The sequence below is a fragment of the Pseudomonas sp. 1L-B-1-E-C1 genome, from assembly GCF_057291835.1.
Genome location: NZ_JBXAWN010000007.1, coordinates 1 through 22,956, shown reverse-complemented (window position 1 = coordinate 22,956; position 22,956 = coordinate 1). Strand labels below are relative to the sequence as shown.

Annotated in this window: 15 protein-coding genes; 5 read left to right on the top strand and 10 right to left on the bottom strand. The window is 59.4% G+C overall.

Annotated elements, in window-relative coordinates; translation table 11 throughout:
- Window positions 1-2: 2 nt before the first annotated feature.
- Together AC0Z4S_RS13505 and AC0Z4S_RS13500 are read right to left on the bottom strand one after the other, a co-directional pair.
- Window positions 3-1,328, bottom strand: a complete 1,326-nt coding sequence (locus AC0Z4S_RS13505; protein WP_485623378.1) for an APC family permease — start codon at window positions 1,326-1,328, stop codon at window positions 3-5.
- A gap of 294 nt (window positions 1,329-1,622) precedes the next feature.
- Window positions 1,623-2,444 carry a carbon-nitrogen hydrolase family protein gene (locus tag AC0Z4S_RS13500; protein ID WP_485623377.1) on the bottom strand — a complete coding sequence of 274 codons (822 nt, stop codon included), beginning with the start codon at window positions 2,442-2,444 and terminating at the stop codon, window positions 1,623-1,625.
- Between the two features lie 125 nt (window positions 2,445-2,569).
- Between AC0Z4S_RS13500 and AC0Z4S_RS13495 the strand changes: the two genes are divergently transcribed.
- Complete coding sequence (locus AC0Z4S_RS13495) at window positions 2,570-3,370, top strand: helix-turn-helix transcriptional regulator (protein ID WP_471877678.1); 801 nt, start codon at window positions 2,570-2,572, stop codon at window positions 3,368-3,370.
- A gap of 158 nt (window positions 3,371-3,528) precedes the next feature.
- Window positions 3,529-5,148, top strand: a complete 1,620-nt coding sequence (locus AC0Z4S_RS13490; RefSeq protein ID WP_485623376.1) for an FMN-binding glutamate synthase family protein — start codon at window positions 3,529-3,531, stop codon at window positions 5,146-5,148.
- Between the two features lie 79 nt (window positions 5,149-5,227).
- Here the strand turns inward: AC0Z4S_RS13490 and AC0Z4S_RS13485 are convergent, their stop codons facing one another.
- A complete protein-coding gene (locus tag AC0Z4S_RS13485) occupies window positions 5,228-6,649 on the bottom strand; it encodes an amino acid permease (protein ID WP_485623375.1) in 1,422 nt (473 codons plus the stop codon).
- A gap of 397 nt (window positions 6,650-7,046) precedes the next feature.
- Window positions 7,047-10,286: a hypothetical protein gene (locus AC0Z4S_RS13480; RefSeq protein ID WP_485623374.1), complete on the bottom strand. Its 3,240-nt coding sequence runs from the start codon at window positions 10,284-10,286 to the stop codon at window positions 7,047-7,049.
- A gap of 337 nt (window positions 10,287-10,623) precedes the next feature.
- Here AC0Z4S_RS13480 and AC0Z4S_RS13475 point away from each other — a divergent pair, with 337 nt between their 5' ends.
- Window positions 10,624-13,767 carry a transglycosylase domain-containing protein gene (locus AC0Z4S_RS13475; RefSeq protein ID WP_471877729.1) on the top strand — a complete coding sequence of 1,048 codons (3,144 nt, stop codon included), beginning with the start codon at window positions 10,624-10,626 and terminating at the stop codon, window positions 13,765-13,767.
- 68 nt (window positions 13,768-13,835) lie between these two features.
- Here AC0Z4S_RS13475 and AC0Z4S_RS13470 read toward each other — a convergent pair whose 3' ends face one another.
- From AC0Z4S_RS13470 to AC0Z4S_RS13445, 6 genes are all read right to left on the bottom strand, one after another.
- Window positions 13,836-15,095 carry a hypothetical protein gene (locus AC0Z4S_RS13470; protein WP_485623373.1) on the bottom strand — a complete coding sequence of 420 codons (1,260 nt, stop codon included), beginning with the start codon at window positions 15,093-15,095 and terminating at the stop codon, window positions 13,836-13,838.
- A gap of 71 nt (window positions 15,096-15,166) precedes the next feature.
- Window positions 15,167-16,411 carry a hypothetical protein gene (locus AC0Z4S_RS13465; RefSeq protein ID WP_485623372.1) on the bottom strand — a complete coding sequence of 415 codons (1,245 nt, stop codon included), beginning with the start codon at window positions 16,409-16,411 and terminating at the stop codon, window positions 15,167-15,169.
- A 47-nt stretch (window positions 16,412-16,458) separates the two neighbouring features.
- The gene (locus tag AC0Z4S_RS13460; protein ID WP_485623371.1) at window positions 16,459-16,959 is read right to left on the bottom strand and encodes a CS1 type fimbrial major subunit; all 501 of its coding nucleotides are present in this window, start codon (window positions 16,957-16,959) and stop codon (window positions 16,459-16,461) included.
- 33 nt (window positions 16,960-16,992) lie between these two features.
- Complete coding sequence (locus tag AC0Z4S_RS13455; RefSeq protein WP_471877728.1) at window positions 16,993-17,736, bottom strand: molecular chaperone; 744 nt, start codon at window positions 17,734-17,736, stop codon at window positions 16,993-16,995.
- A gap of 121 nt (window positions 17,737-17,857) precedes the next feature.
- Entirely contained in the window at window positions 17,858-20,380 is a 2,523-nt protein-coding gene (locus AC0Z4S_RS13450) for a CS1-pili formation C-terminal domain-containing protein (protein ID WP_485623370.1), read from the bottom strand.
- Window positions 20,381-20,485: 105 nt separating this feature from the next.
- Window positions 20,486-20,977: a CS1 type fimbrial major subunit gene (locus AC0Z4S_RS13445; RefSeq protein ID WP_485623369.1), complete on the bottom strand. Its 492-nt coding sequence runs from the start codon at window positions 20,975-20,977 to the stop codon at window positions 20,486-20,488.
- Window positions 20,978-21,476: 499 nt separating this feature from the next.
- Here AC0Z4S_RS13445 and AC0Z4S_RS13440 point away from each other — a divergent pair, with 499 nt between their 5' ends.
- Together AC0Z4S_RS13440 and AC0Z4S_RS13435 are read left to right on the top strand one after the other, a co-directional pair.
- Complete coding sequence (locus AC0Z4S_RS13440; RefSeq protein WP_485623368.1) at window positions 21,477-22,052, top strand: PadR family transcriptional regulator; 576 nt, start codon at window positions 21,477-21,479, stop codon at window positions 22,050-22,052.
- Window positions 22,049-22,834: a siderophore-interacting protein gene (locus tag AC0Z4S_RS13435; RefSeq protein WP_485623367.1), complete on the top strand. Its 786-nt coding sequence runs from the start codon at window positions 22,049-22,051 to the stop codon at window positions 22,832-22,834. Before AC0Z4S_RS13440 ends, AC0Z4S_RS13435 begins: the two co-directional genes overlap by 4 nt.
- Window positions 22,835-22,956 lie beyond the last annotated feature (122 nt).

Genomic DNA, 22,956 nt, shown 5'->3' with positions numbered 1-22,956 from the left:
TCTCAGGCGGCTTCCTGAAAATCCATCTCCGGTGGCTGGCGACGGAAGCCGCCCGTCAGCACCGCCAGATACACCACGCCAATCGCCAGCCAGCTCAGGCCCAGATACACCGCCAGATGATCAAGGCTGACCATCAGCCACAAATCAGCCACCAGCCCGATGAACGGGAAGATCAGAAACAGCAACAACTCGCGCAGGCCCTTTTTCTCGCCGCCGATCCAGTAATGGAAGATCACCGACAGATTCACCAGGCTGAATGCCAGGAACGCGCCGAAGTTGATGAACGAGGTCGAGGTGGTGACGTCGAGTTTCAGCGCCAGCAAGGCCACCACGGCGCAGAGCAGGATGCTGTTGACCGGTGTGCCGAAGCGCGCGTGCAACGTGCCGAAGAAGGACTTGGGCAACACACCGTCGCGGCCCATGGCGAACAACAGTCGCGAACCGCTGGCCTGGGCCGACAGTCCCGAGGCGAACTGGCCGACGATCAGGCCGATCAGGAAGATCGAGACGAACAGGTCACCACCGATGTTGCGCGCGATTTCATAAGCAGCCGAGTCGACGCTGTCGAACTGGAACGACGGATGAGCGATCTGCACGAAGTACGAGACGCCGACGAAGATCAGGCCGCCGATCAAGGTGATCAGCATGATCGCCCGGGGAATGGTGCGGCGTGGATCGCGGGTCTCTTCGGTCAGGGTGCTGACTGCGTCGAAGCCAAGGAACGAATAGCAAGCGATCGCCGCGCCGCTCATGATCAGCGACAGCTGCATGTCGCCGTTGAAAAACGGTTTGATCGACCACAACGGCGTGCCCGCATCGCCACCGATGTAGTGCACGCACAGCGCAACGAAGGCGATCAGCACGAGGAACTGCACCAGCATCAGCAAGGCGTTGATGCCGTTGGCCAGTTTCAGGCCGATGATGTTGATCGCACTGGTGATACCGATGAACGCGAGCACCCAGATCCATTGCGGGATCGATGGGAAGGCCGACGTCAGGTAAGCCGCGCCGATCAACCAGATGGCCATGGGCAGAAACAGATAATCGAGCAACACCGCCCAACCGGCGATAAAGCCGAGTTTGGGGCTGATCGCCTTGCGCACGTAGCTGTAAGCCGAGCCCGCGACAGGGAACGCGGCGGCCATGCGCCCGTAACTCATTGCGGTGAAGAACATCGCCACCAGCGCCGCCAGATAAGCCGCAGGCACCATGCCGGCGGTGGATTGGGCGAGGATGCCGAAGGTGCCGAGGACAATGATCGGCGTCATGTAGGCGATGCCGAACAGCACCACCGACCCTAGCGAAAGGGTGCGTTGCAAACGAGCCATGGGCGACTTACTCCGAATGTTATTGGATTTATGGCAGAGCCGGATTCGGCGAATGTTTCGGGTGTTGCTGTTATTTTTGTTCGACTGAAGATCGTTACCCCCTCACCCCAGCCCTCTCCCCCAAGGGGGCGAGGGGGGAAAGGGAGCCGATCTCCATGGGTTACAAACTTGAGTTCGACTTGAATGCAGATTCAAATCCTCAGTTCGACTCGGTCTTTCAGGTCGGCGTATCTCGAACAATCAACTCGGTCAGTCCCCTCTCCCTCCGGGAGAGGGCTAGGGTGGGGGCTGCGGTTATCGGTGTGGAATCAATAGCTCGCGAACACCGCAAGCCTGCTCCACCACCTCTCCCGGCAACTTCAGACGCTGATCATCCAGATAGCGATAATCCTTGCGCGCAATCTCCAGTTGCGCGAAATCCAGCTCGACCCTGAACTGCCCTTCTTCGCGCCCAGCCTCGAACAGCAGCGCCCCCAGCGGATCGACCAGCGCACTGCCGCCGGCAAACACCAAACCGTCGTCCCCCGCCTCGACACGATTGACCATCAGCGCAAACGCCTGATTCTCCTGGGCGCGGGCCATGATCGCGGTGCGGTGGGTCGGGCCATACGGGTCCATGTTGCCGTTGGTGACGATGAGCAATTCCACGCCCAGTTGCGCCAGGGCGCGGGCAGTTTCCGGGAACTCGATGTCGTAGCAGATCAACAGCCCGACGCGCACGCCGTTCCACACACAAGTGGCATAGCGGTCGCCGGCCTCGAACACGCCGCGATCCGACGCCCACAGATGAGTCTTGCGGTATTTCAGGGCGATGCCTTCGGGGGTGATCAGCAGCGTGGTGTTGTAGAAGCGGCCTTTGTCGTTTTCGGCCATGCCGATGACCACGGCGATGTTGCGCTCACGCGCCGCCGCACACACGGCGCTGACGGTCGGGCCGTCGAGCGGTTCGGCGATTCGCGCCACGGTTTCGGCATTGGGAAAGCCCATAAGGTGGGTTTCCGGGAACACGATCATTTGCGTGTCGGCCGCGCAGGCAGCAATCGCCGTCAGTGCGCGTTCGAGATTGTAAGCCGTGTCATTGTCACGGCCCGCCAATTGGGCGAGTTCGACTTTCATGAGAATTCCTTGTTGTGAGCGCCGAGCCTGGAAAGATTGCCCGGTGCCTGTCTGTGGGCCAGTATGCGCAGCAAGCAACCGGCCAGGGAATCACGCAGCCGGGGTAACCCGATAGGGGTAGATCGATGACACTTTCGTTGAATGACATCACTTGGCACCGCGCTGTCGGGCAACTGATCGACGCGCTGGACAAGCCGAATTTCTGGGCGCAACTGGTGCGTCTGCTCGAGCAGTACGTAACGTTCGATAGCTGGGTCGTGCTGCTGTTCAGCGCCGATCAGCATCCGCAAGTCTTCGCCGAATGCCCCGGCGAGGACGGCAGCCCGGACCCGTTGTTCCAGGATTATCTGCGTGGTCTGTACTTGCTCGATCCGTTCTACATCGCCTGCCGCGAGCAGTCGCGCACCGGGCTCTATCGCCTCTCGGAAGTCGCGCCGGAGCATTTCGAGCTGACCGAGTACTACCAGCGATACTTTCGTCTGAATGTGGTGGCCGACGAAATCCAGTTCAATTGCCAGCTCGAAGGCGAACGCACGCTGTGCCTGTCGCTGGGCAGTGAAAAACGTTTCACTGGCGAACAGATCGCTTTGCTGTCTTTGATTCAGCCGTGGGTGCTGGGTCTGTTGCGCCAGCGTTTGCCGTACGAGATCAACGAAACCGTGGCCCTCGCCGCCGCACCGGCGCAGGCAGACTGGCGCGTGCAACTGGAAGCGTCGGTGCAACAGCTCAAGGGCGCACAACTGACCGCGCGGGAACTGGATGTCGGGCGTTTGATGCTCAGCGGTTGCTCCAGCAAAGAAATCGCCCGTAAGCTGGAAATCTCCGTGGAAACCGTGAAAGTCCATAAGAAACACATGTACAGCAAGCTGGGGATCAAATCCCAGTCCGAGCTGTTTTCGATTTTTCTGCAGGCGCAGAACGCCTGAAACAGTGTGATTAACGCTTTTTGTGGGAGCGAGCCTGCTCGCGAAGAGGCCCTCATGGCCGACATCAATGTTGGCTGGTCCGCCGTCTTCGCGAGCAGGCTCGCTCCCACCGGGATGCGTGCCGTTGCACAAATCTGAGTCCGAACCAGGGAAACCGTATGAGCCTGTCGCTGCTGAGCCGCTACGCCTTCTTTGCCGCCTGTGTGATTTTCACCCTCGCCAGCCTGCCTTTCCTCGAACATGACTGGCTGTGGCCGATCACCGCCGTCACGGGCGTGCTGAGCCTGCTCGGCCTCTTCGACCTGTTGCAGACGCGCCACGCGGTGCGCCGCAACTATCCGATTCTGGGCAATATCCGTTATCTGGTCGAAGGCATCCGCCCGGAGATTCGCCAGTATCTGCTCGAGTCCGACAGCGACGCCCTGCCGTTCTCCCGCGCGCAGCGTTCGCTGGTGTACTCGCGAGCGAAAAACGAGACCGCCGACAAACCGTTCGGCACGTTGATCGACGTCTATCAGTCCGGCTTCGAATTCATCGGCCATTCGATGCGCCCGGCGCCGTTGAGCGACCCGAGCGGTTTCCGCGTCACTGTCGGCGGCCCGCAGTGCACGCAGCCGTACTCGGCGTCGATCTTCAATATTTCGGCGATGAGCTTCGGCTCGCTCAGTGCCAACGCCATCCGCGCGCTGAACCAGGGTGCGAAACTCGGCAACTTCGCCCACGACACCGGTGAAGGCAGCATCAGCCCGTATCACCGCGAGCACGGCGGCGACCTGACGTGGGAACTGGGCAGCGGCTATTTCGGCTGCCGCACCAGCGATGGCCGTTTCGACCCGGAGCGCTTCGCCGTGCAGGCGCAGAACCCGCAGGTGCGCATGATCGAGATCAAGATGAGCCAAGGCGCCAAACCCGGCCACGGCGGCATTTTGCCCAAGCACAAGGTCACCCGGGAAATCGCCGAAACCCGCGGCATCCTGATGGGCGAGGACTGCGTCTCGCCATCGCGCCACAGTGCGTTTTCCACACCGATTGAAATGATGCAGTTCATCCAGCAACTGCGTGAGCTGTCCGGCGGCAAACCGGTGGGCTTCAAGTTCTGCCTCGGCCACCCGTGGGAATTCATGGGCATTGCCAAAGCCATGCTGGAAACCGGCATCCTTCCCGATTTCATCGTCGTCGACGGCAAGGAAGGCGGCACCGGCGCAGCCCCTGTCGAGTTCACCGACCACATCGGCGTGCCGATGCGCGAAGGCCTGCTGTTTGTGCACAACACGCTGGTCGGCCTCAACCTGCGCGACAAGATCAAACTCGGCGCCAGCGGCAAGATCGTCAGCGCCTTCGACATCGCCAGCGTGCTGGCCATCGGCGCCGACTGGGCGAACTCCGCGCGCGGCTTCATGTTCGCCATCGGCTGCATCCAGTCGCAAAGTTGCCACACCAACAAATGCCCGACCGGCGTCGCCACCCAGGACGCCCTGCGCCAACGCGCTCTGGTGGTGCCGGACAAGGCCCAGCGCGTCTACAACTTCCATCGCAGCACGCTCAAAGCGCTGGCGGAAATGCTCGCGGCAGCCGGGCTCGAGCATCCGTCGCAACTGTCGGCCAAGCACTTGGTGCGGCGCATGTCGGCGACCGAGATCAAGTTGTTTTCGCAGTTGCATGTGTTTCTGAAACCGGGGGAATTGCTCACCGGCGAAGTGAATGGCGAGTTCTATTCGCGGATGTGGCAAATGGCGCGGGCGGACAGTTTTGAGCCGCTGGAAGTAGCGGCCGCGTAGCACTGACCATCACTGTTGACCACTGACAACAAAGCCCCGATCTCGCGACCGGGGCTTTGTTGTTTTCAGGCGTCAGAATTCAGGAAACCGAACGCACCGAGCCTTGCGACGCTTGCGTCGGCTGCAACTTGAACACGTAAAACAACACCGTCAGCAACAGCAGAAACGCCGGGCCTACATACAACGCCACGCGGGTATCCGGGAAGTACGCCATCAGGCCGACCACCAGTACCAGAAACGCCAAAGCGAAATACGAGCTGACCGGGTACAGCCACATCTTGTACTTGAGGCCGGCACGTTCGCTGGCGCTCAGGCCTTTGCGGAATTTCAGTTGCGCCAGCAGGATCATCACCCAGGTCCAGATCGCACCGAAGGTGGCAATCGAGGTAACCCAGACGAAGACTTTTTCCGGCACCAGATAATTGAGCATTACGCCCAGCAGCAACACCGCGATCGATAGCAGCAGCGCACGACGCGGCACACCGTTGTTCGAGGTCTTGGCGAAACCGGCCGGGGCCTGGCCGTTCTGCGCCAGACTGTAGAGCATGCGCCCGGTGCTGAAGATGCCGCCGTTGCACGACGACAGCGCCGCAGTGATCACTACGAAGTTGATGATGCCGGCGGCGGTCTTGATGCCCAGACGCTCGAAGGTCATCACGAACGGACTGCCCTGGGTGCCGATTTCATTCCACGGATAGATCGACAGAATCACGAACAGTGCGCCGACGTAGAACAGCAGAATTCGCCAGAACACCGAGCCGATCGCGTCCGGAATGGTCTTTTGCGGGTTCTTCGCTTCACCGGCGGTCAGGCCGATCATCTCGACGCCGAGGTAGGCGAACATGACCATTTGCAGCGACATCAGCACACCGGTCACGCCGTTGGGCATGAAACCGCCGTGCGCCCACAGATTGGAAATGCCCAGCGCCACGCCGTCATTGCCGAAACCGAAGGCAATGATGCCGACGCCGCCGATCACCATGGCGATGATGGTGACGATCTTGATCAGGGCGAACCAGAATTCGAATTCGCCGAAGGCTTTGACCGCGATCAGGTTGATCGAGCCCATGCTGATCAGCGCCGCGAGGGCCCAGATCCAGCGCGGCACATCGGGGAACCAGATACCCATGTACACCGCCACGGCGGTGATTTCCGCAACACAGGTCACCAGCCACAGAAACCAGTAGTTCCAGCCCGTGAGGAAACCGGCCAACGGCCCGAGATAATCTTGCGCGTAGCGGCTGAACGAACCAGCCACCGGGTTGTGCACGGCCATTTCGCCGAGGGCGCGCATGATCACCAGGATCGCCAGACCGCCAAGAATGTAGGAAAGCATGATCGCCGGGCCGGCCATTTCAATGGCCTTGGCCGAGCCTAAAAACAGACCGACGCCGATACAGGCACCGAGCGCCATCAGGCGGATATGCCGTTCGCCCAGTTCGCGTTTGAGCGGACCGCCCGAAGCGGTGTCGCCGTGGGGCAGATGATTGCCGACTGGCATAGGGGTACAACCTCGTCTTGTTATTGGATATGACCACCGGGTTTCGAAGCGTCGGCCGATAGGCCTAGGCTGGGCAGGAAACCGCGTCGGCTTCGTGGGCGGACGCGTCTTGCAGAGCAATCTGAAAGATCAGCGGGGCGTGCAGAATAAAATACTTCCGACAGAACTTTTCACTCTATAAACCATGATATTTGGCCGATAATTCCGGTCATGCAGCTCATGATTGAGAGTATTTCCTGAGATGCGTAAGAAAAATCGCCGCAAATAGGCGGCGATTATTTCACAGAAAGAGCGAGCCGTTATTCTTCGTCCGGCTTTCATCGCTCAGGAGGACGCCGGTCCGCCGTTCATGCACAGCCACCAGACGAAGCCGGATCGGCTAACGATGCTGGCCCGATCACACGCTCAGGGGAGCGGCCGAGAAGCCTTCGAGCGTGCCGCGGATGTCTGCTATTTCGCTGGCGTCAGGCTTGAACTCGTTGACCGCATAATCGGCGCCGCCGCGCTTCTTTCCGTACTTGTGGAAAGTCTTTGCCAAGGCGCCATCTCGCAACGCTTTCGACAACCCTTCCTGTAAGGTCTCTCTGCTATTGAATATCGCCATGCCCGAGTTAGGGTCGTAAAAGAACCATTGCTGCCCGCCATCGCTGAAACGTGTGCCGGCGACCATTCCATGACTTTTGGTGCCGATCATGAGGATTTTCTGCTCACGCGCACTGGCGAGTTCGTCAATGATGTTCTGAGCATCCATCTTTTGCGGCTTGCCGCCTGTATGAAAGGAATACTTGCCGCCCAGTCTTTGCTGACTTGTTTCGAGGCCAGAGATGAATCGCGCCGCTTGCGGGTCGGTCTGCTTATTGGCCGCCTTGAAAACATTCCTCAAAAGAGTGCTTTCCCGTCCATGATGAAAGGCGTAAGCCATCGCGTATGACAGGGCGGCGCATTTTCCGTTGGAAGCCAGATCCACCCGGGCCAGAAAATAATGCTGGGCGAGCGGCGTCACTTTGACACCTTTGGGCATGTCCTGGATGAGCAGATCCGAGTAGTACTTGGCGTCGTCAAACAGACTGTCTTTTATCTCCCTCGCCAAAGCGCCCATTTCATCGGGGCGTCGGCCAGGTTTCGCGGCCAGTTCGATCAACTCCAGAGTGTTCAGGCTGAAGCGATAATCCGCAATCGTGTCCAGCACATCCAGTCCGTTCGAATAGCCCCTTTTGAAGGCTGCAAGATTGAGTGGCGTGCAGGCCGCCTCGATATTGTCGTTGAAGCTCGAATAGCGATCGACATAGTTGGCATCCGCGCCAAAAAGGCTGCCCAGGCGGCCCTGTCTGGGCTGAAAGTCGCCGGGGGCGCCATACACTTGGTCGGTTGCCGGATTGTAGCGATACCACTGATCGCTTTTAACAACGCCTACACCCTCGACAGACTGCCCACCGGTCTTCCAGGTGCCAACCAATGCGGTGCCATGCTGCTTCCCTACTGTCTGCAACAGCTCATAACTGCCCACCACCCCACCGCGCAACCGGGTCAATTTCAACAGACTGCGGTCGGCAATGAATTTGATCCCGCCGCCGAGAAGGCGAACGCCACCTGTTGCCGCCAGATGCAAACCGCTCAACGGGTTGAGTTCGCCGATGACAAGCACGCCAATGATCTTCGCTGCCTTCAACGCCTTGCTGATGGCCGAAGTCGTCCTGGCCGCCACTTGCGTCAACTTTGCTGCGGCACCCGCGCCCGCGGTGACAAAACCCAATACATCGAGGAACAGATCAATTGCTCCATCGATGTATTTGCCTTGAACGAAATTCTCGATGGCCGATTTGAAGGGAATCAGATTCAGCAGGAAGTCCAGGCGTGATTTCAGCAGCGCCATTTCCTTGTCGTAGGTTGTCTGCCCCTTGGCAGCCAGCAGAATGTCTTCCCGGTCATAATCAAGATGCTCGACAAAGGCATCGACAATCGTGCGGGTCCGCGCGCTGTCATAGCTGGCGGGCACAGGCACTTCGGCGTCGAAGATGACCTGTTTGAGTTTTGCCGCTACGGTTTCATCCTCCACATGAAACGGTGTCGTCGCGTAGACCAGGCTCGGGACGTGCCGGTCGTACTCATCGGCTTTGCCGGCCGGGTCGGACTCTTTGCGGGTGATCGAGCCGGCTTCCAGATCGATGGAATACACCGTGACTTTCTTTTCAGGACCGCGCTCGATTCTCAAGGTCAGTCGTGTATCGGTCGCTATCAGGTTTCGGCCCCAGAATTGGGTACTTAATCGAAAAATCTTGTGCTGATAGAAATCAATTTTCCCATATTCGAAATTCTCGCGATCTTCCAGCGGCAGGCCGGCTATCAGATGCTGCAACGTCAATCGCGTGCCTTGCTTGAGATCGGCCAAAGTACTTGCAAATTGACGACTGAAAGTTTCCCACACACGAAGATTGAGTTCATTGATCTCATGGATCCGAAACTTCAGCAGCGGGTCGCTGGTTTTCCAGCGGTAAGACGTATCCATCATTGCAACGTCCAATAATGAATACATGCCCAGCGGGCCATAAGTTGGACTGGACACGGGCGAAAGACTGAGCAGAGTCTTTTCTGAACTGTCCCATTCGAGGGCGTGATTCTCGACGGGAAAGTTCTCGCCGAATTGTTTCTTCAGTCCGGCCAAGGCAATGGCCTTGCGGTCGGGCAGCACACGTCCCAACAGGATCGGAGCGTTGAGGCCGTCAGCCAGTTGATCATTGAAGCGGGTTTTCAACTCGTCCAGTTGCTCGTCGGTGTAGCGCTCGTCACCCACTCTGGGCACCAGCCCATGGACGACGCCCCAATCGATCAGCGCGAGAGTCTGGGCATAAGCGCTCACGGCGGGATCGATCAGCGCTGCCTGTTCCGCGTGCAGCATGACTTGAGCGAAGGTCATGCAAGCGACCTTGCCGGGCGCGTGCACCTCGACAATCGCGGCGGCAACGGCAAGGTTGAACCACGCCTGGCCGCCATACGTGACTTCTTCGGGAATCTTTTTGATCAGGTACAGCGGAGCGTTGAAAGCGAGCAACGCGTAAGCGGCCAGGCCGGACAACTCGGGGCTGCAGATCAGATGTTTGAGCAGATGTCGACGCAGTTCATCGAACACCGCCACCAGCGGCTTTCCCCAGAAAGGCTTACCGGCCAGATCGAGGCCGGCGACGGTGTTGCGTTGCCGCCTGTCGATCGACAGCGGATCAAGGTCGAGCTGCAGCGCAGCCAGTGCGTAATCGTTGACGCTTTGATCTGTGGCGATCCCGCGCAAATGAGTCTGCACTTGTAATCCCAGCGCCTGACCGCGCGCGCTGGCAACAAGCGTTTGCAAGGCCTGCGCGGGATCGCCCGTCTCTTCCACCGTCAGCGCATGCTCCGCATTCAGACACTCCAGTAATTGCCGGCCCGGCCGCCACTCTTCCTTGAGACTTTTTCGAAACAGCTGGATCGCTTTCAGTACTTCGTTTCGTTCACTCATATCAAGTGGAATCGGCCAGGACAAGGCACCACCAAAATCGCCAAAGGCGTGCGACTCGATTGCAACTTCAGATCTTTCAGACTTTGTCTGGATCGCATCTTCCATCCGTGCCGAAACAGCACCGCTCATAAAACGATTTGCTTGCATTACGAAAAATTCCAAGATTAATAAGTACAGCCAAATTAAACTAGAAACTTTCATTTAAAAAACCCGAAAGCGTAACGATACATATGCATTACCAAATACAAACAACGGGCAGTTACAACTTGCTGCAACTGATTACTTAATTAAAAAACCAACAAACTACGCACATGACGACATTCGCGGAAAAATCCGTAGCGCCTGGCACGGTGTTCGCCTGCACTGGCCAGCCCCACGTGTGGGGCACGTTCGATGCTCGCTGCACAATTCCCCTTCGCCCTCGCCAACCACCGTCTAAGCTTCAGACAAGTCCGATCAATCTGCGTGAATGGATCAGTCGACTATGGGCGCTTTGTGGCAAACCGATTCGAGTAAAACCGTGGTTCAGACTGAACGTGTGAATGAAGCGCCTGTCCCTGAAAAAACCCGCCGCAACCGGCATGGGTGGAAGGCTTTCTGGTTGTTGTTTTTGATCATCGCGGTAGTGGTGGGACTCGCTGCGTCAAAGGAAATGCGCACCTCGCGCTTCCAGGCGCGGGAACTGAGCCAGTACGCCGCGTCGCTGACCTACAAGCTTGAACCCGGCCCCAGCGAAGCGATTCGCTATCCGGGCAACGGGCCGTTCGATCTGCGCCTGGGTTACAGCTCGCTCGACGAATTCCTGCCACGCCTGCTCAAGCGCAACTATGTGATCACTGAGCAGACGCGCTTCTCCCCTGCCCTGCTCGGTTACACCGACAAGGGCCTGTTCGTGCCGTATTCGGAAAAGATTCAGGCCGGGCTGTCAATCACCGATTGCCGAGGCGCGCCGCTGTATCGATACAACTATCCGCAGCAACTGTATGCCGACTTCGCGGCGATTCCGCCGGTGGTGGTCAGTAGTCTGCTGTTCATCGAAAACCGCTTTCTCCTCGACCCGAAACAGCCGTTGGCCAACCCGGCGGTAGACTGGCCGCGCTTCGGCATGGCGGCGTGGTCGCAAGTGGCAAAATTGCTGCACCTGCCCGGCCAGTCGGCGGGCGGCAGTACGCTGGCCACGCAACTGGAGAAGTATCGACATTCGCCGGACGGCCTGACCGCGTCGGGCGCCGAGAAACTGCGCCAGATGTTTTCGGCCAGCGTGCGCGCTTATCAGGATGGCCCGCAAACCCTTGGTGCGCGACAGAACATCGTGCGTGACTACCTCAACAGCGTGCCACTGTCGGCAGTGCCGGGGCATGGCGAAGTCCACGGTATGGCCGAAGGCTTGCGGGTCTGGTACGGCAGTGATTTCAGCAAAGCCAATGAGCAACTGAACAGTCCGGCGACCGACCCACAGACCATGGCCGCCAAAGGTCTGGCCCTGCGCGAAATGCTTTCGCTGATGATCGCCCAGCGCCGTCCATCGTTTTACCTGACCAGGGGCCGCGAGGATCTTGCCAGTCTGACCGACAGCCACCTGCGCCTGCTCAAACAGAACGGCGTGATCGACAGCGCCCTCGCCGACGCCGCGCTGGCGAGCACGGTGTCGTACCGCGACTGGCAGACCCAGCCAACGATGCAACCGATCGAAACCAACAAAGGCATCAGCGTTGCCCGCAGCCGCCTGGCGAGCATGCTCAACCGGCCGCTGTACGACCTCGATCGCCTCGACCTGTCGGCCACCAGCACCCTGCAGGGTGATCTGCAAACCCAGGCCACCGCCTACCTGAAAAAACTTGCCGACCCGGCCTACGCTGCAGAAATCGGCCTGCTCGGCGAACGCTTGCTGACGCCGACCAGCACCACGCAAGTGCGCTACAGCTTTACCCTGTTCGAACTGACCCCGGACGGCTCGCGCGTACGTGTGCAGACCGACAGTACCGATCAACCATTCGACATCAACGAGGGCAGCAAGCTCGAACTCGGCTCGACGGCAAAAATGCGTGTGCTGACCACCTACCTGCAAATCGTCGCCGAGCTGCACGACAAGTATGGCGCCATGGGTGCGGCGGAACTGAAGAAGGTCGAAGTGCCGGATCAGGATCGCCTCAGCCGCTGGGTCATCGACTACCTGATCCAGAACAAGGATCACGACCTGTCGAAGCTGCTCGGGGCCGCGCTTGATCGCAAATATTCGGCGAGCCCCGGCGAGGCGTTTTTTACCGGCGGCGGTTTGCACACCTTCCACAACTTTCGCAAAGAGGACAACGGTCGCCTGCCCACTTTGCGCGATTCGTTGCGCGAGTCGATCAACCTGCCATTCATTCGCCTGATGCGCGACATCGTTCGCTACACCACCTACTCAGGGCCGAACGCCGAATTGCTCAAGGATGATCGCGACCCGCGCCGTCAGGAATACCTGGCCAGTTTTGCCGACCGCGAAGGCACCTCGTTCCTGCTCAAGTTCTGGAAGAAGTACAGGAACAAGGACACCCAGGCGCGTCTCGATACCTTCCTCGACAGCATGCGCCCGACGCCGATCCGCATGGCGGCCGTGCATCGTTATCTGCTGCCGGAGGCCAGCCAGGAAGATTTCAACCGGTTCGTGCGCTCGCACCTCAAGGGCACCAGGCTCAACGAAAAACTCACTGACGAGCGTCTGATCCGCCTCTACGATTCTTATGGCCCCGGCAGTTACGATTTGCCTGATCAGGGCTTCATCGCCAAGGTCCATCCACTCGATTTGTGGATGATGGGTTACCTGCTGCATCACCCGGAGGCAACCTTCAGCGAGATCGTCAAGGCCAGCCATTTCGAACGCCAGGAAGTCTACAGCTGGCTGTTCAAGAGTCGGCACAAGGGCGCCCGCGACAGTCGCATTCGCACCATGCTCGAGATCGAAGCGTTTCTCGATATTCATCAGCGCTGGCAGAAAGTCGGCTACCCGTTCGATCACCTGGTGCCGTCGCTGGCCACTGCCATTGGCAGTTCCGGCGACCGCCCCGCCGCGCTGGCCGAGCTGATCGGCACCATCCTCAACGACGGCGTGCGCATGCCGACGCTGCGCATCGACAGCCTGCATTTCGCTGCCGGCACACCTTACGAAACCAAAGTGGTCAACGATCCGCATGTGGGTAAACGGGTGATGCCGGTGGAAGTCGCGCGAGCCATGCGCGAAGCGCTGTCGCAAGTGGTCGATGCCGGTACGGCCAAACGGGTGTCCGGCAGTTTCAAGTTGCCTGACGGCACGCCGCTGGCCATGGGCGGCAAAACCGGCACCGGCGACAACCGCATTGCGGCGATCGGTTCCGGCGGGCGAATCATCAGTTCCAAGTCGATCAACCGCACGGCGACCTTCGTGTTCTATATCGGCGACCACCATTTCGGCACCCTCACCGCGTTCGTGCCCGGGCGCTCGGCGGAGAACTTCAAGTTCACCTCGGCCCTGCCCACGCAAGTGCTCAAGGGCATGGCGCCGATTCTTACGCCGTATCTGCAACCGGGCAGTGACTCGCAATGTCGTCCGGCGGAAAACCCACCCGTGGTCACCACCGGCCCTGCGCAGCCGGCAATTCTTTCCGGATGAAACAACGCATCACCGCTCTTGCTCCTGTCCAGCCAGATTCGGCGTGGGCTGCCTGAGCGGAATCGCGCTTAACCTACCTCCGAATCCCAGATCACCGTGACATTGCCCGAATAGCTGCGCGCATATCCGTCCTTGAGCATTTCATCCACCGCATCGCGGGCCACTTCGAAGTGCAGCGTGCCGACCTTACGGTCCAGATAGAAGCCCGGCTGAAACAGCTCGGTGCCCGTGCCATCGCGCAGCAAGCGCCGGCGATTGACCGCTTGCCCGGCGCCATCGGTCAGCCCGTTGGGCAGGCTGACGCTGACTTCCAGCGGCGCCACATGGCCGGCGGTCGACTCCCACAGCGCGCAGCTGTTGTCGACGACGTACTGGCACTCGATGTTCATCTTGAAGCGGCTCGAGGCCGAGATATTGAACGTCTGGTCACGCACCAACCGGGTCGGCTTGCGCCCCTCGTTCAGCCACGACTGCCAACCGCCCACCGGCTCCAGCACCACCCGGTTGCCACCGGGAGGAATGTCGACCTTCATGGTGTGCGTGACCTTCAGATTGAAATTGAGGGTCAGCATCGAATCGCTCGGGATCATCACATCGCCCATGTCGAAATCCATGTTCGGACCGACGGTGTAGGTGATGGAACCGGTGTAGTCGCCTGATTCCATCTTCAGCGGATCCGGCGTACGCAGTTCATAGGCATAAACGAAAAACAGATAGCGCATGGACGGCGGAATATCGAACTTCGCCTGCTTGCTACAGGCCCCCGCGCCCGTTGGCACTTTCCAGAAACTGTTGTAGCCCACTTCTCCGGCGGAAAAAGTACCGACGCCCTGGCACGGCGCCGGGGCGTGCATCCACGCGCCGCCCGCCCACAGATCGTCCCACCCGCCACCTCCGGTCAACTTGACCACCGTGTCTGGCAGTTGCGTTTCATGACCGATACCGGCAATTCTCAACTGCACGATCTGCGTATCACCGGAAGAGTGAGTGACAGTAATGTTCTGCCAATGTGAGGGCACTCTGGCCATCCCGCCCTGACGAGGATCAGTGTGGTTGGCCTGAATCGTCGCGTTGGCCGTGAACGGTATCTGGGCGATCAGACTAAACAGCCCCAAAGGCTCACAAGCCCATGGCGCTTGCCGACAAAAACCTTCGGATGGCGTCTGGTTCTTGAACTGGTTTTTTTGCGGATTGGCAAAATCCGGCTCGAAGGTGGCTTCAATGTTATGGACTTCAGCCGCCGCTGCCCCGGCCATCAGCGACAGCACCAAAGCGCTCCACACGCTGCTCTTCGGCAAGCGCAGAGACCGTATGCAATAGCTACCCATGATCTTTTTCCTCAAAATGGCGTCGGAACATCCGAAGTTTCCCTGGTGACACAGCGCAATCGACAATTCGCCTAACCCACTTCCGAATCCCAGATCACCGTGACATTGCCCGAATAGCTGCGGGCATAGCCGTCCTTGAGCATTTCATCCACCGCATCGCGGGCCACTTCGAAATGCAGCGTGCCGACCTTGCGATCCAGATAGAAGCCCGGCTGAAACAGCTCGGTGCCCGTGCCATCGCGCAGCAAGCGCCGGCGATTGACCGCTTGCCCGGCGCCATCGGTCAGCCCGTTGGGCAGGCTGACGCTGACTTCCAGCGGCGCTACATGGCCGGCGGTCGACTCCCATAACGCGCAGCTGTTGTCGACGACGTACTGGCATTCGATGTTCATCTTGAAGCGGCTCGAGGCCGAGATATTGAACGTCTGGTCGCGCACCAGCCGGGTCGGCTTGCGCCCCTCGTTCAGCCACGACTGCCAGCCGCCCACCGGCTCCAGCACCACGCGGTTGCCGCCGGGAGGAATATCGACCTTCATGGTGTGCGTGACCTTCAGATTGAAATTGAGGGTCAGAATCGAATCGCTAGGGATCATCACATCGCCCATGTCGAAATCCATGTTCGGACCGACGGTGTAGGTGACGGAACCGGTGTAGTCGCCCGATTCCATTTTCAGCGGATCCGGTGTACGCAGTTCGTAGGCGTAGACGAAATACTGATATTGCATGGCCAGCGGAATATCGAACAAAGCCTTTTTCGCACAGGCCCCGGCCCCTTCTGGAACCTTCCAGAAACTGTTATAGCCGTAATCCCCGGCACTCACCCAACCGACTCCCTGGCAGGGTGGTGGCGCGTACACCCAGCCACCGCCTTCCCACAGCTCATCCCACCATTTGCCCCCAGTCAATTCGCTCACCGTTCGCGGCAACGCCAGTTCGTGTCCGATGCCGGCGATCCTGACCTGCAATTTATGTGTATCGCCTGACGAATGGGTGACTTGCACATCTCGCCAGTCCGACGGAATCCGGGCCATTCCGCCCTGTCGCGGATCCGCGTGATTCGCCCGAATCGGAGCATTGGCCGTGAACGGAATCCTCGCGATCAGGCTGAACAGGCCAATCGGTTCGCACGCCTGCGGGATCTGCCGACAGAACCCTTCGGACGGCGTCTGATTCTTGAACTGATTTCGTTGCGGGTTGGCAAAGTCCGGCTCGAAGGTCGCATCGATGTTGTGCACTTCGGCCGATGCCGCAGCGCTGAACAATGTCAGCAGCAAACCGATCCAGGGGCGGATGCCCGGGGCGCTTGAAAAAATCACGGGGGTTCTCCAGAAGATGCTTCGATAGCAGCGCTGTACGAGCCATCTCACTCGCCAGGCGCTCGGGCACTGAACAGCAACAGCACGTTGCCAGCGTAATCTCCGGGGCCGTAGCCGCCCTCCGGTCTGACGGGGTCGATCTGCAACAACACCCGTGTGCCCGCTGCGGCCTCGGCCTGCGACACCACCTCGCGCGGCACCATCTCGGCGCTCAGTTCCACCTTGTTGAACGTCACGCGCAGGCTGATATCGTCTGCCGGCCGACCGTTCGAAAGGTAGGGCGCGGATTCCAGCCGCGCCTCGATCGCACTGGTGTCGTGGCGCACATCAAAGTATTTGCGCACGCTGCTCAGGCTTGAGGTCGAGTGATTCCAGTCGAGCCGCTGCGGTCGGAGAATCCAGTCCGCCTCCGCGGGAATGATGTAGAACGGACGGCTTGGCACGTCCAGTGTCACTTCGAATGTATGTTCTTCCCGAGCCGCCCAGGCCGCATCGCTGGTCAGAGCCGCCGCGGCTATCAGCGCGACGACGGTGCATTGCTTGATCATGTTGGTTACCCGTTGCGTCAATGAAAAGCAGACCTAGCGGCTGCTGACCGTCAGGTTCTTCTTCTCGCTGCCTTCGATCAGGAAGAAGCGGTACCCACGGCCCTTCTCCTTGTCGAAAGCGAACGTCTTGCCCGCCAGCACATGGTGTTTGGTGGTCGCACCGCAGTCGGTTTCGTTGCTCAACGAGCAGCTTCTGAACTCGTCGACAATCACCACGGTGTTGCCGTCATTGCGCAGTTCGTAGCGGCTGGCGGTTTCATTGATCGTCGTGGCAAACCGTGCTTCCCTGGGCCGTACGAAGAACACCGTGCCGAAGCCGGTCATCACGTTGACCCCGGCCGTGAGGGCCTTTTTGTAGTCTTCCCGTTCTTCCTGGCTGACCGCGAATTCGTCTTCCTTTTCCGGGACCACCGGCACGAATCGCACGCGGAAGTAACGCTCGCGATCGCGTTCGCCCATGTACAGCAAACGGGTGCCCTGCATGCCCTGGGCCGGGACGATCAGCCGCGCCGGGCTGGCCATCAGGCCATTGCGCGAAGCGCCGTCGGCTGCGTTCTCAACCGGGATTTCCTTCGGTGTGCCGTCGGCACCGTAGACAATCTCCAGAACGTTGACCTTGACGAACGCGGTGGCATCCCCGCTGTTGAACACCCGTTTCAGATAGGTGCTCTTGTCGGCATCCATATAGTCGTACACCGTACCGACATTGATCTGCGGCCCGGCCTGCGCCGTCAGGCAAAACACGCTGAGCACGCTCAGCAAAAACCCACGGTTCATCACTTCAACTCCATGCAAAAAGGAAAAGGCGCCGGCCCGCACGTTCAGACTCGCCGCCTGGGTGGCCAGCGTCGGCAATGCCCGCCACAGGCCCCGGTCATATGTCGACTTGGTCATCGGTTCAGCCCGCCTTCTGTGCGGTGACACTGACGTCGGCCACGGTGTCTGGCGTGCAGCGCAGATCGCCGATCATCAGTACGTTGTTTTCACTGCGGTACTGGTTGGCATCGAGGCGGAACTGACACAACAAGCGGTTATCGCGACGGATTTCGAGGGTCGGCGAACCGGCGTTCATTTCCATTGAAAAGAACCCGTCGACCTCGGTGACGCCACGGCTGGCATGGTTGATCACGTGATGGCCCTTGAGCGGCTGCCCTGCTTCATCGATCAGTCGACCGAGCACGGTCAGGGTTTTCATCACACGGATCTTGCGGTACTCCACCCCGCCCTTGTTCAGGTGATAGCGAGTGCGCGCCGGCTCGATCGTGGCAGCCGGTACGTGATTGCCCTGGAAGTCGAAGCTCACCGAGCTGTTCTGGTACGCGGTGATCGGGATGAAATTGCGCCCCGGTTTCAAGGCCGCGCTGCCGCCGCTGTAATCGTCGGCACGCAGGGCGATATCGTCGATGTCCGACTCCACATCGACAATCATTCCGGCGCCGCGCATTTCGTACTGACTGGTCAGCAACATCTGCTGGCCGCCGACCACCAGCGTGCTGTCGAGGTTCAGGCCGCCGGTGAAATTGCCGTTGTACGACGAGCGCTGGATAAAGCCATCGCCGTTGACCGAGTCGGTGCGGAAATTCGCCAGGCTGGACATGCCCACACCGTAGGTATCGGTCAGCGCCGTCACCGATACGTTTTGCAGCACATGATCCTTGAAGTCCTTGCGCCAGCCGAGCGAAGCATTGTTGTCGCGCTTGCCGTCGCGGGCGGTACGCGAGCCGATGCTGCCGGTGAGCTGCTGACCGGGTGTGCCCAACGCCAGGTTGACGCTCAAATCGACGCCACGGTTGCGCGCGTCACCGCTGCTGTAACTGCCCGGTCGGTCGAACACCGAGAAGCGCCAACTGGCATCGCTGCCAAACAGCGTGGTGCGTTGTGTCCAGCCGAGGTCCACGCCCAGACCTTCGACATTGCCCTCACTGTGGGCCACCCGGGCATTGATCGTGCTTTTGCTGCTGACCCGATGGTTGAGCGCCAGCGAGGAATTGCTGGTCTGGCCGATGAACACGTTGCGCGGGCGAATACGCGTGCCGTCCGGCAAGGTGTCGTAGGTGTTGGTGGTGTCGAGCCAGCTGCGATTGTGGCTGACAACGATGCTGCCGGAACCGTAGTTGTAGAGGCTCTGCAGGTCCAGACCGGTGCCGTAGTCCTCGGTCTTGTAGACGTTGGCAAAAAGGCTGATGTGATTGGCCAGCGTCCAGTCGATGGACGTACCGTATTGCAGTTTTTCGCGGATCTGGCGCGCCGACAGCCCGAGAATCACCCGCGGATGCAACAGGTAATTGACCGCCGCGCCGGCGGTGGGGCTGCCACTGGCCTGGGTGTCCCAGTTGCTCAGCAACTTCGTTTCCTCGCCGGCAAAAACGTTGTAGCGCCAGCGGTCGTCGAGGTTGCGCCAGTTGCTGGGCTTGTACACCAGCTCCTGGGTGGTGGAGGTGATCTGGCCATCTTCGATCAGGCGCACTTCCACCTCGTAAATACCACCGGGCAGCGGCCGGGTATCGAGGGTCTGCAACCCGGCGGGCACCGATTGGGTATTGATCAACAGACCGTCGCGCCAGATCTCCACCGAACCCTGGCGGTTGGCCGTGACATAGATCGGGTAAACGCTGGGCATCGGGCTGTTGATGGCCAGGCTGTCGGAGCTGCCATACATGACGCCGACGGCGGTATCGGGGCTGGTGCCAAACGTGCGCGGTTGGCGGGTCAGCCCTTCGGAATTGGGGGTGAAATAGCCCAGGCGGAAAAAACTGCCTTGCAGTTCGCGCTGGGTGTGCAACTCGTGAACAGCGTGATAAAGCTTGTCGTCCGGCCCGCCAAGGCGCGCCAGTTGCAGGTTCAGTGTCTGGCTCCAGTTGCCCAGGCTGCCGCTGGCCTCAAGGCCGAAGCGCCCGCCCAGATCCTGGTCCTGGCCGCCGTTGAGGTTCAATTGATTGCGCACCATCAAGCCATGGCTGCCGCCCTCAGGCTGGTCGTAATAGCGCTTGGCTTCAAGGTCGCGCTCAGCGTTTGCGGTGAGAATGGAAACCAGAGAACTTTCCAGGTTGTAATGCACAGCCAGCACCTGATCCGGACAGGAACCGCTGCAGTTGCCCAGTGGCACGCCGGGCTTGAGATAAGCCGCCCATTTCTCGCGCTCGGCGGGGCTATAGCGGTTCTCGCTGGTGTCGGTGAATTCGAGCAGGGTGATGCGATCATCGCGGGACAACACCACCATGGCCTCGCCCAGGGGCTGATGATCGAGTTCGACCCGAACCGCCAGCGGCACATCAAAGAAATGCTCCTCGAAATCCGCCGGCAGGCCTTTGGCCTGGGCCAACAGACTTCGCGGCGTGGTGCCGGCGGAGTTGGAAGCCACGGCTGCGCTGGCACAAAACAGCAGCGCAAGCGCAGCCGCGATGGGAGTCATCGGGAACATGAACTTTTACTCTGATTACGAACGGTGGAAGTCCACCGGAGCAGACAGCGCTGCCCCGGTGGTTAACACTGGCGAAACGTCAGTGTCAGATACCGGATCACTCAATCAAGGAGTGACAACCGGAGGAACGGCGTCGAAGGTCAGTGCGACAACACCGGTGTAATCACCCGGCTGGAAGTTAGTGCCTACGGCACTGATCTTGAGCGGTGCGCGGAAGTTGACGTCGGATTCCGCTTCGCCCACAACTTCCTGTGGCGTGGTGGTGAGGGTTTTGTTGTTGATCGCCACTTGCAGGTCGATGCTGCTCGAGCCGGAAATCAGTTTCGGCGCGGTATCAACACTGGCGTGTACCGAACCGTTGTTGTTGCGCACATCGAAGAAACCATTGACTTCACCCATCTTGCCGGTGCCCGGCTGATAGCTCATGTCCTGGTCTTTATTGACCAGATCCGGATCGGTCGGTACCACGTAGAAGCCGTTGGTCGGCACGTGAGCGACGATGTTGATCGAGTGGGCGGCTTCACCAGCGGCGAACGCTCCCGAAGAACCCAATGCCAGAAGAGCCAATGGAGCAGCGAATGCAATTTTCTTGAACATCGTTCAGTACCTTGTTTTCTTGATGAGAAGGAATGATTGAGAGTTCAAGTCAAACGCCAGGGGAGTTGAGCCAGATCAACTTGAACTTTCAATGCCGGGACATCATCGACTCTTGGCTCCGGGAAGTAAGCAAGTAACTTCCGATAACCTCGTAGTTCAACAACCCCATGACTCGAAAGAAAAAAGAACAAAATAACGATATTCGAAACAACGCCTGTAAGTGACGCCCTACATACAGATAAAGTTAAAAACCCATACAGCACTTTGACCCAGACACAATGGGCGTTAGTTGGAACTTTAGAATACTTGCTCAAATAAAATAGAGCTTTGACTTTAACCCTGAAGTTACCCTGCCCGAACATTTTCCAAAAAATGATTTGTTGCATTCCGACAGAACAGCACCGCTCGTCTGGCCACAGATGCGCAGGCAGAAAACGCCTTGCACTGACCTTAAGATATATCTTAAGTTGTATCTAAACACGACGAGAGAAGACGAAAAATGAGAGACCATCATTCCCACCCTCGCGAACACGGCGACGGCCGCGACGGCTTCGAAAAACGTCCGGGGCGTGAACGCGGCGGCCGCGGCCCGCGAGTGTTCGCCCCGGGTGATCTGAAATTGCTGCTGCTGGCGCTGGTGGCCGAACAGCCTTGCCATGGCTACGACCTGATCCGCCAGATCGAGAGCATGTTCGACGGCGCCTACAGCCCGAGCCCGGGCGTGATCTACCCGACCCTGACATTTCTTGAAGAGAGCGAACTGATCACTGGCGACGCGCAGGCCGGAAAAAAACGCTACAGCGTCACCGAGGCCGGACGTTTGACACTGGATGAGCAAGCGGTGGCACTGGACGGCGTGCGGATGCGCATCGACGTGAGCAAACGCTCGCTGCGCGGCCATGATCGACCACCGGAAATCCACGAGGCGGTACACAACCTGCGCCATGCCCTGCAACTGCACCACGGGCGCTGGAGCGCCGAGGAAATCCTGCGCGTGCGTGACCTGCTCAACGACACCGCCAAAGCCATCGTCGACGGCCCTGCCGTTCAACCTGTCCAGGAGAAAGCCGAATGACCGAAGTCGATACCCAAACCATTCACCGCGTAATGCACGAAATCAAACGCCGAAAGCTTGAGGTTTTACACGTTACCGACCTGACCCCGCGCATGCGCCGCATCACCCTCGGCGGGCCGGAGCTGGCCGGGTTCATCAGCCTGGGCACGGACGATCACGTCAAATTGCTGTTCCCGCAGACCGCCGAACAGGCCGCCGCGCTGGAAACCTTGCAGCTCGGCGCCGGCAAGGACAACGGGCCAATGCCCGCGATGCGCGACTACACGCCGCGTCGTTATGACCTGGAAAAAATGGAGCTGGACATCGATTTCGTCCTGCACGGCGATGGCCCTGCCTCGACCTGGGCCGAGCAGGCGCAACCCGGGCAATTCCTGCACATTGGCGGGCCGCGCGGCTCGATGATCGTGCCGGACATCTTCGACAGCTACCTGCTGATCGGCGACGAAACCGCCCTCCCCGCCATCGCGCGGCGTCTCGAAGGCCTGGCGGCCAATCGCAAGGCGCTGGTGGTCATCGAAGTGGAAAACGGCGCCGAGCAGCAAGTGCTGGAAAGTGCGGCAGAGGTGCATGTGATCTGGGTGTTGCGCGAGGGCGGCAAGGACAACCTGCTGACCACAGTCAAGCAACTGCAGGTACCCAAGGGCAATCTGTATGCCTGGGTAGCGACCGAGACCAAGGTCTCACGGCAGATTCGCCGGGTATTGATTGATGAGCATGGGCTGGATGAACAGTTCATCAAGGCTGTCGGCTACTGGCGCGCGGAAGGCTCTGAGGAAGAGTAAATCCGAGTAGCAAAAGATCGCAGCCTTCGGCAGCTCCTTGTATCTCGACTAACGCTCCGCCAGGAGCGATAGTTCTCGACTGATCATCGAGGGAGGGACTTGGAAGCCGCGCAGCTCCTTAG